The organism is Streptomyces sp. 5K101 (assembly GCF_046506645.1).
Lineage (GTDB): Bacteria > Actinomycetota > Actinomycetes > Streptomycetales > Streptomycetaceae > Streptomyces.
This window is the reverse complement of sequence record NZ_JBKFFO010000007.1, coordinates 86,381-101,466: the sequence shown is the minus strand read 5'-3', so window position 1 is coordinate 101,466 and position 15,086 is coordinate 86,381. Positions and strand designations below refer to the sequence as shown.

At 70.1% G+C, this 15,086-nt stretch carries 14 protein-coding genes; all 14 read left to right on the top strand.

Annotation, left to right across the window (positions count from 1 at the left end):
* Positions 1-4: 4 nt before the first annotated feature.
* The gene (thrC, locus tag ACLB9X_RS15760; RefSeq protein WP_410360977.1) at positions 5-1,075 is read left to right on the top strand and encodes a threonine synthase; all 1,071 of its coding nucleotides are present in this window, start codon (positions 5-7) and stop codon (positions 1,073-1,075) included.
* A 345-nt stretch (positions 1,076-1,420) separates the two neighbouring features.
* Positions 1,421-2,341: a homoserine kinase gene (thrB, locus tag ACLB9X_RS15755; protein WP_410360976.1), complete on the top strand. Its 921-nt coding sequence runs from the start codon at positions 1,421-1,423 to the stop codon at positions 2,339-2,341.
* A gap of 393 nt (positions 2,342-2,734) precedes the next feature.
* Positions 2,735-4,771 (top strand): transcription termination factor Rho, encoded by a 2,037-nt coding sequence (rho, locus tag ACLB9X_RS15750; protein WP_410360975.1) that lies wholly within the window; start codon positions 2,735-2,737, stop codon positions 4,769-4,771.
* A gap of 214 nt (positions 4,772-4,985) precedes the next feature.
* Positions 4,986-6,053: an LCP family protein gene (locus tag ACLB9X_RS15745; protein WP_410360974.1), complete on the top strand. Its 1,068-nt coding sequence runs from the start codon at positions 4,986-4,988 to the stop codon at positions 6,051-6,053.
* Between the two features lie 202 nt (positions 6,054-6,255).
* On the top strand, positions 6,256-6,480 hold the full coding sequence (gene rpmE / locus ACLB9X_RS15740; RefSeq protein WP_264247201.1) for a 50S ribosomal protein L31: 225 nt from the start codon (positions 6,256-6,258) through the stop codon (positions 6,478-6,480).
* Between the two features lie 107 nt (positions 6,481-6,587).
* On the top strand, positions 6,588-7,667 hold the full coding sequence (gene prfA, locus ACLB9X_RS15735; RefSeq protein WP_410360973.1) for a peptide chain release factor 1: 1,080 nt from the start codon (positions 6,588-6,590) through the stop codon (positions 7,665-7,667).
* Between the two features lie 41 nt (positions 7,668-7,708).
* Positions 7,709-8,554, top strand: coding sequence for a peptide chain release factor N(5)-glutamine methyltransferase (gene prmC / locus ACLB9X_RS15730; RefSeq protein ID WP_410360972.1), 846 nt, complete (start codon positions 7,709-7,711; stop codon positions 8,552-8,554).
* 244 nt (positions 8,555-8,798) lie between these two features.
* Positions 8,799-9,446 carry an L-threonylcarbamoyladenylate synthase gene (locus ACLB9X_RS15725; protein WP_410360971.1) on the top strand — a complete coding sequence of 216 codons (648 nt, stop codon included), beginning with the start codon at positions 8,799-8,801 and terminating at the stop codon, positions 9,444-9,446.
* Between the two features lie 28 nt (positions 9,447-9,474).
* Positions 9,475-10,125: a protein-tyrosine-phosphatase gene (locus ACLB9X_RS15720; RefSeq protein WP_410360970.1), complete on the top strand. Its 651-nt coding sequence runs from the start codon at positions 9,475-9,477 to the stop codon at positions 10,123-10,125.
* 128 nt (positions 10,126-10,253) lie between these two features.
* Entirely contained in the window at positions 10,254-11,513 is a 1,260-nt protein-coding gene (glyA, locus tag ACLB9X_RS15715) for a serine hydroxymethyltransferase (protein WP_410360969.1), read from the top strand.
* 101 nt (positions 11,514-11,614) lie between these two features.
* Positions 11,615-12,943 (top strand): MraY family glycosyltransferase, encoded by a 1,329-nt coding sequence (locus ACLB9X_RS15710; RefSeq protein ID WP_410360968.1) that lies wholly within the window; start codon positions 11,615-11,617, stop codon positions 12,941-12,943.
* Positions 12,944-13,284: 341 nt separating this feature from the next.
* On the top strand, positions 13,285-13,722 hold the full coding sequence (locus tag ACLB9X_RS15705) for a hypothetical protein (RefSeq protein ID WP_410360967.1): 438 nt from the start codon (positions 13,285-13,287) through the stop codon (positions 13,720-13,722).
* A gap of 274 nt (positions 13,723-13,996) precedes the next feature.
* Positions 13,997-14,767: a F0F1 ATP synthase subunit A gene (gene atpB, locus ACLB9X_RS15700; protein WP_410361188.1), complete on the top strand. Its 771-nt coding sequence runs from the start codon at positions 13,997-13,999 to the stop codon at positions 14,765-14,767.
* 76 nt (positions 14,768-14,843) lie between these two features.
* Positions 14,844-15,080, top strand: coding sequence for an ATP synthase F0 subunit C (gene atpE, locus ACLB9X_RS15695; RefSeq protein WP_307708312.1), 237 nt, complete (start codon positions 14,844-14,846; stop codon positions 15,078-15,080).
* Positions 15,081-15,086: the final 6 nt, after the last annotated feature.

Below are 15,086 nucleotides of genomic sequence, written 5' to 3'. Positions count from 1 at the left end.
ACCCATGACCACCAACGGCACCCATCAGTGGCGCGGCATCATCGAGGAGTACCGGGACCGCCTTCCGGTCACGGACACGACGCCGGTCGTCACGCTCCGTGAGGGTGGCACGCCGCTCGTCCCGGCGCAGGTCCTCTCCGAGCGCACGGGCTGCGAGGTGCACCTCAAGGTCGAGGGCGCCAACCCCACCGGGTCCTTCAAGGACCGCGGTATGACGATGGCCATCACCCGGGCCAAGGAGGAGGGCGCGCAGGCCGTCATCTGTGCCTCCACCGGCAACACCTCCGCGTCGGCGGCCGCCTACGCGGTGCGTGCCGGGATGGTCTGCGCGGTCCTCGTCCCGCAGGGCAAGATCGCGCTCGGCAAGATGGGCCAGGCCCTGGTCTACGGCTCGAAGATCCTCCAGGTCGACGGCAACTTCGACGACTGCCTGAACCTGGCCCGCGGCCTGTCCGAGAACTACCCGGTGGCGCTGGTCAATTCGGTCAATCCGTACCGGATCGAGGGTCAGAAGACCGCTTCGTTCGAGATCGTCGACGCCCTCGGCGACGCCCCCGACATCCACGTGCTGCCCGTGGGCAACGCCGGCAACATCACGGCGTACTGGAAGGGCTACACCGAGTACTCAGCGGACAAGATGGCCACCCGGACGCCCCGCATGTGGGGCTTTCAGGCCTCCGGCTCCGCACCGATCGTGCGCGGCGAGGTCGTCAAGGACCCGTCGACGATCGCCACCGCGATCCGGATCGGCAACCCGGCCTCCTGGAAGCAGGCGCTCGCCGCGCGCGACGAGTCGGGCGGCTTCATCGACGAGGTGACGGACCGTGAGATCCTGCGCGCCTACCGCCTGTTGGCCTCGCAGGAGGGCGTCTTCGTCGAGCCGGCGTCGGCCGCGTCCGTCGCCGGTCTGCTGAAGGCCGCGGAGCAGGGCAAGGTCGACCCGGGCCAGAAGATCGTGTGCACGGTCACCGGAAACGGCCTCAAGGACCCCGACTGGGCCGTCGCCGGAGCTCCCCAGCCGGTCACCGTCCCGGTGGACGCCGCGGCCGCGGCCGAGCGCCTCGGCCTTGCCTAGAGCCCTCCGGCCCTGCCCGGCCCGACCGGCCGGGCAGGCGCCCCGCGGGCGGTGTCCCGCCGAGCGGGATCCGGCTCAAAGGCCCCTTGTGGCCGCCCGGTTGCCCTACTGGAAAGTATGGCAACCGGGACAACGGCATACGTAGGGGCACAGGGGTCCTGCGACACGCATCGTGCGCCTCCCGTGCGCCCTATGTCGCAGGTGAACCTTCCTTCGATAGGCTGTACCCGAACCCGCCCCGCCGCATATGCCGCGGTGTTGTTGCCATTGAGGCCATCGGGTGTTCGTCCTCTCGAATAAATCTCGTACATCTCACAGTTCAGAACCAAGGAGAGTCGTCGAGCGATGGCCGGTCCAGCGTTCCGTGCCGCCGCCGTCCGGGTGCGCGTCCCCGCCACCAGCGCCAATCTCGGTCCGGGCTTCGATGCCCTCGGCCTGTCGCTCGGTCTGTACGACGACGTCGTCGTCCGGGTCGCGGATTCCGGTCTGCACATCGACATCGCGGGTGAGGGCGCCGAGACACTGCCCCGCGACGAGAGCCACCTGCTCGTGCGCTCCCTGCGCACCGCCTTCGACCTGCTCGGCGGGCAGCCGCGCGGCCTCGAGGTCGTCTGCGCCAACCGCATCCCGCACGGCCGCGGCCTCGGTTCCTCCTCGGCCGCCATCTGCGCCGGCATCGTCGCCGCGCGCGCGGTGACGATAGGCGGCGACGCGAAGCTCGACGACGCGGCGCTGCTGGAGCTCGCCACCGAGATCGAGGGACACCCCGACAACGTGGCCGCCTGTCTGCTCGGCGGCTTCACCCTGGCCTGGACCGAGGCCGGAGCGGCGCGCGCGATCAGGATGGACCCCACGGATTCCGTCGTTCCGGTGGTTTTCGTCCCCGCGAAGCCGGTGCTCACCGAGACGGCCCGCGAACTGCTGCCGCGCACCGTCCCGCACGTCGACGCCGCGACGAACGCCGGCCGCGCCGCGCTGCTGGTCGAGGCTCTGACCAGGCGTCCCGAACTGCTGCTGCCCGCCACCGAGGACCGGCTGCACCAGGAGTACCGGGCCCCGGCCATGCCGCAGAGCATCGATCTTGTGAACCGACTGCGCGCCGACGGCGTTCCTGCGGTCATCTCCGGTGCGGGCCCCACGGTGCTCGCGCTGGCCGAGGACGGTGTGGCCGACAAGGTCGCACAGCTGGCGGGCGAGGGATGGGCGGCCAACCGGCTCGCCTTCGACGCCGCGGGAGCGAGCGTCCTGCCGCTCGCTCCGCAGTGACACGCGATTGCCGGTGAGTGAGAGGGGGAATGTTTGTTGGAGCCGGTAGTGTTAACCTCAAGTCTGCAACCGTCGTCGTCATCGCGACGCGGTGCTGCGTGTCCCTCATCGGGACCACCATTCTTCCGAGAGCCTCCCACACTGCCTGAGCAGCCTGCCTGAGCAGTTTCGAGCACGCTCCGGAACCGGCACGACACCCCTCGCTTTACCCAGGAGTGGGCCGAGCAGGGGGATCTCGGGCCGGGCTTGCACGTATGCATGTATATCTCTCCGCCGTTGATCTGCACCGGCGGGACCACCGCTCCGACACGGTCCGCTGCGACGGGCCGTGGCGGACAGCACGACCGGTCGCCGAGCCAGAAGGCCGACGTCCGCTCCAGGGAAGGACCCTTCGTGAGCGACACCACCGATCTGATGGGCGTGACTGCCGACAACAACGTCGACACCGCCGCGCCCGCCGCAGGTGCTGCCTCCGGCACCACCGCACGGCGCCGCCGCTCCGGCACCGGCCTCGAGGGCATGGTCCTGGCCGAGCTGCAGCAGGTCGCGTCCGGCCTCGGCATCAGGGGCACTGCGCGCATGCGCAAGAGTCAGCTGATCGAGGTCATCAAGGAGGCGCAGGCCGGCACCGGGGCCTCTCCGGCGAAGAGCGCCGAAGCCGCCGGCGAGGCGCCGGGGAAGCCGAAGCGCCGCACCACCTCCAAGGCGCGTACGGGCGACGAGTCCACCGCCCCGGCCGAGGGGAAGGCGGACGCGGCCGAGAAGGCCGTCGCCCAGCAGCAGATCGAGATCCCGGGACAGCCGGCCGGGGGCACCTCCCAGGCCGCAGGCTCCGGGGGAGACGACCAGCCGGCCGGTGAGCGCCGCCGTCGCCGCTCCACCGCGCAGGCGGGCAGCCCCGAGGCCCGTACCGAGGTGCGCGCCGACACGGCCGTCGACGTCAAGACCGACGTCAGGACCGAGCCGCAGGGCGACGCCAAGGCCGAGCCGGCCGGTGGCGCCCAGGAGGGCGAGGGCCGCCGGGACCGCCAGGAGCGCGGCCAGCGCGGCGAGCGCCGGGACCGTGGCGAGCGGCAGCGCGACCGCCGCGGCAAGGGCGACGACCAGCAGGGCGGCCAGCGCCAGCAGCGCCCGGGCGGCCAGCAGGGCCAGCAGGGCGGCGGCCCGCAGGACGACTTCGACGAGGACGGCGGCGGCCGGCGCGGACGCCGAGGCCGCTACCGCGACCGTCGCGGCCGCCGCGGCCGCGACGACTTCGCGAGCGGCGAGCCGCAGGTCTCCGAGGACGACGTCCTGATCCCCGTCGCGGGCATCCTGGACATCCTCGACAACTACGCGTTCATCCGGACCTCCGGCTACCTGCCCGGCCCGAACGACGTGTACGTCTCCCTCGCCCAGGTCCGCAAGAACGGCCTGCGCAAGGGCGACCACGTCACCGGCGCCGTGCGCCAGCCCAAGGAGGGCGAGCGCCGCGAGAAGTTCAACGCGCTGGTCCGCCTGGACTCGGTCAACGGCATGGCGCCCGAATCCGGCCGCGGCCGCCCCGAGTTCAACAAGCTGACCCCGCTGTACCCGCAGGACCGCCTCCGTCTGGAGAGCGACGCGGGTGTGCTGACCACGCGGATCATCGACCTCGTCGCGCCGATCGGCAAGGGCCAGCGAGGTCTCATCGTGGCTCCGCCGAAGACCGGCAAGACCATGATCCTGCAGGCGATCGCCAACGCGATCACGGTCAACAGCCCCGAGTGCCACCTGATGGTCGTCCTCGTCGACGAGCGTCCGGAAGAGGTCACCGACATGCAGCGGTCGGTCAAGGGCGAGGTCATCTCCTCGACCTTCGACCGCCCCGCCGAGGACCACACCACCGTCGCCGAGCTGGCCATCGAGCGCGCCAAGCGTCTCGTCGAGCTGGGTCACGACGTGGTCGTCCTGCTCGACTCGATCACCCGCCTCGGCCGTGCGTACAACCTCGCGGCCCCGGCCTCCGGGCGCATCCTGTCCGGTGGTGTCGACTCGACCGCGCTGTACCCGCCGAAGCGCTTCTTCGGCGCCGCGCGCAACATCGAGGACGGCGGCTCGCTGACCATCCTGGCCACCGCTCTGGTCGAGACCGGCTCGCGCATGGACGAGGTGATCTTCGAGGAGTTCAAGGGCACCGGCAACATGGAGCTCAAGCTCGACCGGAAGCTCTCGGACAAGCGCATCTTCCCGGCGGTGGACGTGGACGCGTCCAGCACCCGCAAGGAGGAGATCCTGCTCGGCAGCGACGAGCTCTCCATCACCTGGAAGCTGCGCCGCGTGCTGCACGCGCTGGACCAGCAGCAGGCGATCGAGCTGCTGCTCGACAAGATGAAGCAGACGAAGTCGAACGCCGAGTTCCTGCTCCAGATCCAGAAGACCACTCCCGGCGTCGCCAACGGCAACGACTGAGAGATCTTCGCCACGGCATCAGCCGGGACCCGGCCGGGTCCCGGCGCCGCCCGGCCACTGTGCCCATCGTGCGACGCACGGTGGGCACACGTCGTTCTCAGGGACCTTTCCCACGTCCCGTTCTCAGGGACTTCTCATACGGCCGTGCAACCCTTTCGGGCGCTTCACCGTCTGTCACCCCAGGGGCAGCGGTCCGACAGAGTCGAGGAGACCCATGACCGACAGCAGCAGCGGCGGCCGAATACGGGGGACGCTGTGGACCGTCGCGGGCTGGTCGGCGGCCGCCCTCGTCCTCGTCGGCGGCTCCGGTCTGGGATACGTGTACGTCAAGGTCGACGGAAACCTCGAGGGCGTCGACATCAACCAGGCCCTCGGCACCGACCGCCCGAAGAACATCGACGACGGCTCGATGGACATCCTGGTCCTGGGCTCGGACTCCCGCGCCGGCGAGAACGGCGCGTACGGCACCGACGAAGGCGCCGCCCGCTCCGACACGGCGATGGTCGTGCACGTCTACCAGGGCCACAAGAAGGCAAGCGTGGTCTCCATACCCCGCGACACCCTCGTCGAGCGGCCCGACTGCACCGACGCCGACGGCGGCGTCCGTCCCGGCGCACCCCGCGCGATGTTCAACACGGCGTACGAGACCGGCGGCCCGGCCTGCGCCGTCAAGGCCGTCGAGGCCATGTCCGGCATCCGCATGGACCACTACATCGAGGTCGACTTCACCGGCTTCACCAAGCTGATCGACGAACTCGGTGGCGTGGAGATCACCACGATGCGCCCCATCGACGACTCCAAGAGCCACCTCAGCCTCCCGCCCGGCACCCACACGCTAGACGGCGAGCAGTCCCTCGGCCTCGTCCGCACCCGCAAGAGCGTCGGCGACGGCAGCGACCTGGGACGCATCCAGCTCCAGCAGGCCTTCATGAAGGCGTTCATCGACCAGGTCAAGGACGTCGGCGTCTTCAGCAACCCGAAGAAGCTGCTCGACCTCGCCGACACCGGCAGCAAGGCGATCACCCCGGACTCCGAGCTCGACTCCGTCAACGAGCTGGCCGGCTTCGCCCGCGGGCTGAGCGCCCTCGGCGCCGACGACGTCCATATGGTCACGATGCCGGTCCGCTACGACCCGCTCGACCCCAACCGCGTCGTCCCCGTCGAGACCGGCGCCACGCAGGTGTGGCGGGCGCTCAAGCAGGACAGGCCGATCCCCGCCGCCGCGCTCGCGGACTCCGCCGGCGACAAGGGAGAGGCCGCCGACGTGGTCGGCGGCGAATGACGGCTGCGCGGATCGCAGCCGCTCCGGCACGACAGGCAGCCGTGAGAACCGTTCGTACCCGCTGGCAGGGCCAGGAATACCGCGGGCCCCACCCCGGTTTTGGGAGATACGGCCGGTCCTGGCAGACTGGTACGTCGGCCCCGGTTCACGTACGAGCAATCCGCGCGTACGACCCGGTGCCCTCCCGAATCTAGGAGACACCTTGAAGCGCGACATCCACCCCGAGTACGTCGAGACCCAGGTCAGCTGCACCTGCGGTGCGTCGTTCACCACCCGTAGCACGATCGAGAGCGGCAACATCCGCGCCGAGGTCTGCTCCGAGTGCCACCCGTTCTACACGGGCAAGCAGAAGATCCTCGACACCGGTGGCCGTGTGGCCCGCTTCGAGGCCCGCTTCGGCAAGGCTGCCGGCTCCGCCAAGAAGTAGCGAGCCACTGCGCCGGTCGTCGGCCGTCCTCTCGGGGGCGGCCGGGACCGGCGCTTTGTCCGTTCTGAGCAGCAGCCACCCACGTGTACGGAAGCAGGAACCCGGAGATGTTCGAAGCGGTCGAGGAACTGGTCGGCGAGCACGCCGACGTCGAGAAGAAGCTCGCCGACCCTTCGGTCCACGCGGACCAGGCGAACGCGCGCCGACTCAACAAGCGCTACGCGGAGCTGACGCCCGTCGTCGGCACGTACCGCTCCTGGAAGCAGGCCGGTGAGGACATCGAGACGGCCCGGGAGTTCGCCCAGGACGACCCGGACTTCGCCGCCGAGGTGAAGGTGCTGGAGAAGCAGCGCGAGGAGCTCACCGAGAAGCTGCGGCTGCTGCTCGTCCCGCGCGACCCCAGCGACGACAAGGACGTCATCCTCGAGGTCAAGGCGGGCGCGGGCGGCGACGAGTCCGCCCTGTTCGCCGGCGACCTGCTGCGCATGTACCTGCGCTACGCCGAGCGCGTCGGCTGGAAGACCGAGATCATCGACGCCACCGAGTCCGAGCTGGGCGGCTACAAGGACGTCCAGGTCGCCGTGAAGACCAAGGGCGGCCAGGGCGCGACCGAGCCCGGCCAGGGCGTGTGGGCGCGGCTGAAGTACGAGGGCGGCGTGCACCGCGTGCAGCGCGTGCCGGCCACCGAGTCCCAGGGCCGTATCCACACCTCCGCGGCCGGTGTGCTCGTCACGCCCGAGGCCGAGGAGATCGACGTCGAGATCCACGCCAACGACCTGCGGATCGACGTCTACCGTTCCTCCGGCCCCGGCGGCCAGTCCGTCAACACGACCGACTCCGCCGTCCGCATCACGCACCTGCCGACCGGCATCGTGGCCTCCTGCCAGAACGAGAAGAGCCAGCTCCAGAACAAGGAGCAGGCCATGCGTATCCTGCGCTCCAGGCTGCTCGCGGCCGCGCAGGAGGAGGCGGAGAAGGAGGCGGCGGACGCCCGTCGCAGCCAGGTCCGCACCGTCGACCGGTCCGAGAAGATCCGGACGTACAACTTCCCGGAAAACCGGATCTCGGACCACCGCGTCGGCTTCAAGGCGTACAACTTGGACCAGGTGCTCGACGGGGACCTCGACGCCGTGATCCAGGCGTGCGTCGACGCGGACTCCGCGGCGAAGCTCGCGGCCGCGCAGTAACCCGCGATCAGTCCCACGAGCGTCACAGGAAGGGTGGGCCCGTGAACCTGCTGCTTGCCGAGGTGGCCCAGGCCACCCAGCGGCTGGCCGACGCCGGCGTGCCGTCGCCGCGCTTCGACGCGGAGGAGCTGGCCGCTTACGTCCACGGTGTGAAGCGCGGAGAGCTCCACAACATCAAGGACGCGGACTTCGACGCCCGTTACTGGGAGGCCGTCGCGCGCCGCGAGGCGCGTGAGCCGCTGCAGCACATCACCGGACGGGCCTTCTTCCGCTACCTGGAGCTCCAGGTCGGCCCCGGCGTCTTCGTGCCGCGGCCCGAGACGGAGTCGGTGGTCGGCTGGGCCATAGAGGCCGTCCGGGCCATGGACGTCGTCGAGCCGCTCATCGTCGACCTGTGCACGGGCTCGGGCGCGATCGCCCTGGCCATGGCGCAGGAGGTGCCGCGCTCGCGGGTGCACGCCGTGGAGCTGTCCGAGGACGCCCTCGCGTGGACGCGCAAGAACGCCGAGGGGTCCAGGGTCACCGTCCACCAGGGCGACGCCCTGAGCGCCCTGCCCGAGCTCGACGGCCAGGTCGACCTGGTGATCTCCAACCCGCCGTACATCCCGCTCACCGAGTGGGAGTACGTCGCCCCCGAGGCACGTGACCACGACCCGCAGATGGCGCTGTTCTCCGGCGAGGACGGCCTCGACACCATCCGCGGCATCGAGCGCACCGCGCACCGGCTGCTGCGCCCGGGCGGCCTGGTCGTCGTCGAGCACGCCGACACGCAGGGCGGCCAGGTGCCGTGGATCTTCAACGAGGAATCCGGGTGGGCCGATGCCGCCGACCACCCCGACCTGAACAACCGGCCGCGGTTCGCGACCGCACGCAAGGCGACGCCATGACGGCGTCGCGACCGACCGGCACGAGTGCGCCGACGAGGCGCGCGGGTGCCGAAGGGGAGTGGGGAATCCCCCGGACGGCGTCCGGGGGATCGCGCAGGGCCCGAGGGCTGTGCCGCACCTGCGGCCGCCTCCGGGTGAGGACCCGAGCACGTTCGACCGTCGACGCACGCTCGAGCACCTCGTGGGGGTGCCCCCGCCGACGGCAGGGGGAGAACCGAATGACCAGGAAAAGGGAGGCCCGCTGATGGCTCGGCGATACGACTGCAACGACGCGACGGACCGCACCACCGGGCTGCGCGAAGCCGCTGCCGCGGTCCGCCGCGGCGAGCTCGTCGTGCTGCCCACCGACACCGTCTACGGAATCGGGGCCGACGCCTTCACCTCCGAGGCCGTCGCCGACCTGCTGGCGGCCAAGGGCCGCGGCCGCAACATGCCCACGCCCGTCCTCATCGGCTCCCCGAACACCCTGCACGGCCTCGTCACGGACTTCTCCGAGCAGGCGTGGGAGCTCGTCGACGCCTTCTGGCCCGGCGCGCTGACGCTCGTCGCCAAGCACCAGCCGTCCCTGCAGTGGGACCTCGGCGACACCCGGGGGACCGTCGCGATCCGTATGCCGCTGCACCCGGTCGCCATCGAACTGCTCACCGAGGTGGGCCCGATGGCGGTCTCCAGCGCCAACCTCACGGGACACCCCTCGCCCGAGGACTGCGACGCCGCGCAGGAGATGCTCGGCGACTCCGTCTCCGTGTACCTCGACGGCGGCCCGACCCCGGGCATCGTGCCGTCCTCCATCGTCGACGTCACCGGCAAGGTCCCGGTCCTGCTGCGCGAGGGAGCGCTCTCGGCGGACGAGCTGCGCAAGGTCGTACCCGACCTCGAGGTGGCTCCGTGAGGCGAGCGGGCATCGAAGGACGGGCCCAGTGACCGCCCCTGAGGGGCGTGGCATAGCGGAATCCGGCAGAACGGCGTCGACCTTCCGCATCCTCCACGTCAGCACCGGCAACGTCTGCCGCTCGCCCATCACCGAGCGGCTGACCCGCCATGCCCTGAGCGACCGCCTCGGCGATCCCCTCACGGGCGGCCTCATCGTGGAGAGCGCCGGCACCTGGGGCCACGAGGGCGCCCCCATGGAGGCCAACGCCGAGATCGTCCTCGCGGACTTCGGCGCCGACGCGAGCGGCTTCGTCGGCCGCGAACTGCTCGACGAGCACGTCATCCGCGCGGACCTGGTCCTCACCGCGACCCGCGACCACCGCGCCCAGGTGATCTCGATGGGGCACTCGGCGGGCCTGCGGACCTTCACGCTCAAGGAGTTCACCCGCCTCGTGCGGGCCATCGACCCGGCCACGCTGCCCGATCCGCGCGAGGACGGCGTCGTCGAGCGCGCGCGTGCGCTGGTGCGTGCGGCCGCGGCTCTACGCGGGTGGCTGCTGGCGCCGAGCCCGGACGCGGACGAGGTGTTCGACCCGTACGGCGCCCCGATCACGTTCTTCCGTTCGATCGGCGACGAGATCCACCAGGCGCTGGACCCCGTGGTGACCGCGCTGACGGGTGTGGAGTCGCGGGGCTGACGTCCGGTGCGCCGCGGCACCGGGTGACGTGCGGCGGCCGTGACCGGCTCGGCCGTACACCGCGCGCACACCCGGCCCCGGCCCTACATTGGAGGGGCCGCAGCTCCTTGACGATGACCGGAGCCGTCATGTCCGTCACCCCTGAAGTGCGTTCCGTACCGGCCGTTTACGACAGCCCGTCCTTCATGGCGCTGCGCCGCCAGGACCCGCAGGCCGCCGACATCCTCTTCGGCGAGGCACAGCGACAGGCCGCCTCGCTGCAGCTCATCGCGGCGGAGAACTTCATCTCGCCGGCGGTCCTCGCGGCCCTCGGCTCGCCGCTGGCGAACAAGTACGCCGAGGGCTATCCGGGAGCCCGCCACCACGGCGGCTGCGAACTGGTGGACGCCGCCGAACGGCTCGCCGTCGAGCGGGCCACGGCCCTGTTCGGCGCCGAACACGCCAATGTGCAGCCGCACTCGGGCTCCTCGGCGGTCCTCGCGGCGTACGCGGCGCTGCTGAGGCCCGGTGACACCGTCCTCGCGATGGGGCTGCCGTACGGCGGGCACCTCACGCACGGCTCGCGGGCGAACTTCTCGGGCCGCTGGTTCGACTTCGTCGCGTACGGCGTCGACGCCGAGACCGGCCTGATCGACTACGAGCAGGTGCGTCACCTGGCCCGCCAGCACCGGCCGAAGGCGATCGTCTGCGGCTCGATCTCCTACCCGCGCCATCCCGACTACGCGGCGTTCCGTGAGATCGCCGACGAGGTGGGCGCGTACCTGATCGCCGACGCGGCGCACCCCATCGGGCTGGTGGCGGGCGGCGCCGCGCCCAGCCCCGTCCCGTACGCCGACGTGGTCTGCGCCACCACGCACAAGGTCCTGCGCGGTCCGCGCGGCGGCATGATCCTGTGCGGGGCCGAGCTGGCGGACCGCGTCGACCGCGCGGTGTTCCCGTTCACGCAGGGCGGCGCGCAGATGCACACGATCGCGGCCAAGGCCGTCGCCTTCGGCGAGGCGGCGACGCCCGCGTACCGGGCGTACGCCCATCAGGTGGTCGCCAACGCCAGGGCGCTCGCCGAGGGCCTCGCCGCCGAGGGCTTCGCGGTGCTGACGGGCGGCACGGACACGCACATCGTGGGTGCGGACCCGGCCGGCCTCGGCGTCGACGGCCGCACCGCACGGGGCCGGCTGGCCGCCGCCGGCATGGTGCTCGACACATGCGCCCTCCCGTACGGGGACGGCCGGGGCATCCGGCTGGGCACGGCCGCGGTCACCACGCAGGGCATGGGCCGCCCGGAGATGGCGCGGATCGCGACGCTGTTCGCGGCGGCGATTCACGAGGACGGCCGGGTACTCGACCGGGTGCGGGAGCTGACCGGAAACTTCCCGCCGTACCCGCGCTGACGGCGCGAGGAGGCTGTGGAGGCCGTGCAACTGTCGGCCGTCCTCGGTCGTCCCATGTCTTAAGGTGTGGAACGGCGCGTCGTCCAACTCATGGGGAATCAGTGCGCGAGTACCTGCTGACGCTCTGTGTCACGGTCGCAGTGACCTATCTGCTGACCGGACCGGTGCGGAAGTTCGCCATCGCCGCCGGCGCGATGCCGGAGATCCGTGCGCGTGACGTGCACCGGGAACCGACACCGCGGCTCGGCGGTATCGCCATGTTCGGCGGTCTGTGCGCGGGGCTGCTCTTCGCGGACCACCTGGCGAACCTCAACGACGTCTTCGAGCTGTCGAACGAACCGCGGGCCCTGCTGTCGGGCGCGGCCCTGATCTGGCTGATCGGTGTCCTCGACGACAAGTTCGAGATCGACGCGCTGATCAAGCTCGGCGCGCAGATGATCGCCGCCGGGGTGATGGTCGTGCAGGGCCTGACCATCCTGTGGATCCCGGTGCCCGGCGTCGGCACGGTCTCGCTGACCGCCTGGCAGGGCAATCTGCTCACCGTCGCGCTGGTGGTCCTCACCATCAACGCGGTCAACTTCGTGGACGGCCTCGACGGGCTCGCGGCCGGCATGGTGTGCATCACCTCCGGCGCGTTCTTCCTGTACGCCTACCGCCTCTGGTACGGCTACGGGATCGAGGCCGCCGCCCCCGCGACCCTGTTCGCAGCGATCCTGATGGGCATGTGCCTCGGCTTCCTGCCGCACAACATGCACCCGGCCCGGATCTTCATGGGGGACTCGGGCTCGATGCTGATCGGCCTGGTGCTGGCGGCCGGCGCGATCTCGATCACCGGCCAGGTCGAGCCGGACCAGCTGGGGATCTTCCTGACCGAGCGCCAGGCGACACACGCGATGCTCCCGGTCTTCATCCCGCTGCTGCTGCCGCTGACGATCACGGCGCTGCCGGTCGCGGACCTGCTGCTGGCGATCGTGCGCCGCACATGGCGCGGCCAGTCGCCGTTCGCGGCGGACCGCGGCCACCTGCACCACCGCCTGCTGGAGATCGGCCACTCCCACAGCCGCGCGGTGCTGATCATGTACTTCTGGTCCGCGCTGATCGCCTTCGGCACGGTCGCGTACTCGGTGCACTCGGCGTCGATGTGGATCGTGCTGGTGATCGTGGTGCTGAGCGCGGTGGGCCTGGTGCTGCTACTCCTGCCGCGGTTCACGCCGAGGGCGCCACGGTGGGCGGAGTCGTTCGTCCCGCCGCGCTACCGCCGCCGCAGGCCGGCCACGCGGGCCCTCACGCAGCCGGGCGCGCCGTCCGCGTCGTACGAGGACGAGCCGAGGGTCCCGGTGGGCGTCGGCGTGAGCGGCGCGAACGGGGCGACGGCGATCGGCGGCCGCTCCCGCTTCCGCGAACGGGACGACGCGGGCTCGGCGCGCTGAGCCGCCGGCGTTGTCCGGCCGCGAGCCCGCATCGATCAGGACATCGGGGGCACCCTCGTTCCGGTGAAAGACGACCGGTGTCCGTCGTCGGCGTACCCTTTAGCAGTCAATGCGGCATTTTGTCGTGCACACACGCGCGACACCACTCTCATGTGTGAGAGTTGGCACACCCCTGGGTAAAGACCTCATCAAATAGTTTGTGATACCGTTCACGAGACCCGGAGACAGCGCCGAAGGACCGTAGTGCGACGGTCCGTTGGCCCCCGAGGCCCATCTCGGGACCGGGCCAACGCTCGTCCATGACGACACCACTGCCCCCACCAGCAAGCGGAGCTGCCGCCATGCCGTCCAACGACGCACGCTCACTTCTTCCCACCGTCGTACCCACCGCTGTCGCCGGCGTGATCGCCGCCGTGATCAGTGGGGTGGTCGCCGGTGGAAAGGGTGCGCTGGGCGCGGTCGTGGCTGCGCTGGTGGTCATCCTCTTCATGGGGATCGGCGTTCTCGTCCTTCAGCGGACCGCGAAGCAGTTCCCGCATCTTTTCCAGGCCATGGGCCTGATGCTCTACACGACGCAGCTTCTCGTGCTGTTCATCTTCGTCGCCGTCTTCAAGGACACGACGCTGTTCCACCCCAAGGCCTTCGCCGTGACGTTGGTGGCGGCCACGGTCGTCTGGGTGGCGGCTCAGGCCCGCGCCCACATGAAGGCCAAGATCCTCTACGTCGAGCCCGAACCGTCTGATTCCCGTCAGGGCGAGAAGACGGGGTCCTCGACGTGACAGGTAGGGCCGGAATAAATGCCCGTTCGAGACCCTGCTATCGTCCGGTGCCAACTGCGGCACTGCGGGCGCGGGCATCCGAGCTGACGCCTGCTCGATCGCGAGGCTTTGATGCCTGAGAGCCGCCCCCACATCCGAAACACCAGTCCGGTGCCGACTCGCGGCTGCGCGCCGCTCCGACACAACGAGGTTGCCGAACCCATGCGTCACGCCGAAGGAGCCCGCGGTGAGTGCTGAACAGACCACGCTCGCCTTTGACTGGAGCTGCCGCATCCTGGCCGACAACGGCTGTGGCTTTCCGGCACCGGGCCTGCACTCCTTCCTCTTCCAGCCGATCTTCACCGTTGGTGGCTTCGAGTTCAACAAGGTGATGCTGCTCGCGCTGATCACCACGCTGGTCGTCGTCACCTTCTTCACGATGGCTTTCGGGAAGGCCAAGGTCGTACCCGGCAAACTGCAGATGATCGGCGAGGCCGGCTACGACTTCGTACGCCGCGGCATCGTCTACGAGACCCTCGGCAAGCGCGAGGGCGAGAAGTACGTCCCGCTCATGGTCTCGATCTTCTTCTTTGTCTGGATCATGAACATCTGGTCCGTGATCCCGCTGGCGCAGTTCCCGGTGTCGTCGGTCATCGCGTACCCGATCGTGCTCGCACTGATCGTCTACGTGCTCTGGGTGTCGCTGACCTTCAAGCGCCACGGCTTCGTCGGCGGCTGGAAGAACATCACCGGCTACGACAACTCGCTCGGCCCGATCAAGTGGCTCGTCTCGTTCATCGAGCTCTTCTCGAACCTGCTGGTCCGGCCGTTCACGCACGCGGTGCGACTCTTCGCCAACATGTTCGCCGGTCACCTGATGCTGGTGATGTTCACCGTCGCCTCCTGGTACCTGCTGAACAGCTTCCTGATCCCGGCCGCCGGCGTCTCGTTCGTGATGACCATGGCCATGATCGCTTTCGAACTTTTCGTGCAGGCCGTCCAGGCGTACGTCTTCGTGCTGCTGGCCTGCACCTACATTCAGGGCGCTCTCGCCGAGCACCACTGAGCCAAACCGCCCGCACCACTCGCAAACGTCCGGTGGCCAACCCCCACCGGTCCGTAAATGAAAAGGAAGAATCAGCATGGCTGCCACTGAGACCCTCGCTCAGGTCACCGGTTCGCTCGGCTCCATCGGTTACGGCCTCGCCGCGATCGGCCCCGGCATCGGTGTCGGCATTGTCTTCGGTAACGGCACCCAGGCCCTGGCCCGTCAGCCCGAGGCCGCCGGCCTGATCCGTGCCAACCAGATCCTGGGCTTCGCCTTCTGTGAGGCGCTCGCCCTGATCGGCATCGTTATGCCGTTCGTGTTCGGTCGCTAATTCACA

What these genes read in the sequence shown, in the direction of transcription:
- atpE (WP_307708312.1), top strand. Translation starts at nt 14,844, where the DNA reads ATGGCTGCCACTGAGACCCTCGCTCAGGTCACCGGTTCGCTCGGCTCC.
- ACLB9X_RS15705 (WP_410360967.1), top strand. Translation starts at nt 13,285, where the DNA reads ATGCCGTCCAACGACGCACGCTCACTTCTTCCCACCGTCGTACCCACC.
- ACLB9X_RS15725 (WP_410360971.1), top strand. Translation starts at nt 8,799, where the DNA reads ATGGCTCGGCGATACGACTGCAACGACGCGACGGACCGCACCACCGGG.
- glyA (WP_410360969.1), top strand. Translation starts at nt 10,254, where the DNA reads ATGTCCGTCACCCCTGAAGTGCGTTCCGTACCGGCCGTTTACGACAGC.
- thrC (WP_410360977.1), top strand. Translation starts at nt 5, where the DNA reads ATGACCACCAACGGCACCCATCAGTGGCGCGGCATCATCGAGGAGTAC.
- prfA (WP_410360973.1), top strand. Translation starts at nt 6,588, where the DNA reads ATGTTCGAAGCGGTCGAGGAACTGGTCGGCGAGCACGCCGACGTCGAG.
- ACLB9X_RS15745 (WP_410360974.1), top strand. Translation starts at nt 4,986, where the DNA reads ATGACCGACAGCAGCAGCGGCGGCCGAATACGGGGGACGCTGTGGACC.
- thrB (WP_410360976.1), top strand. Translation starts at nt 1,421, where the DNA reads ATGGCCGGTCCAGCGTTCCGTGCCGCCGCCGTCCGGGTGCGCGTCCCC.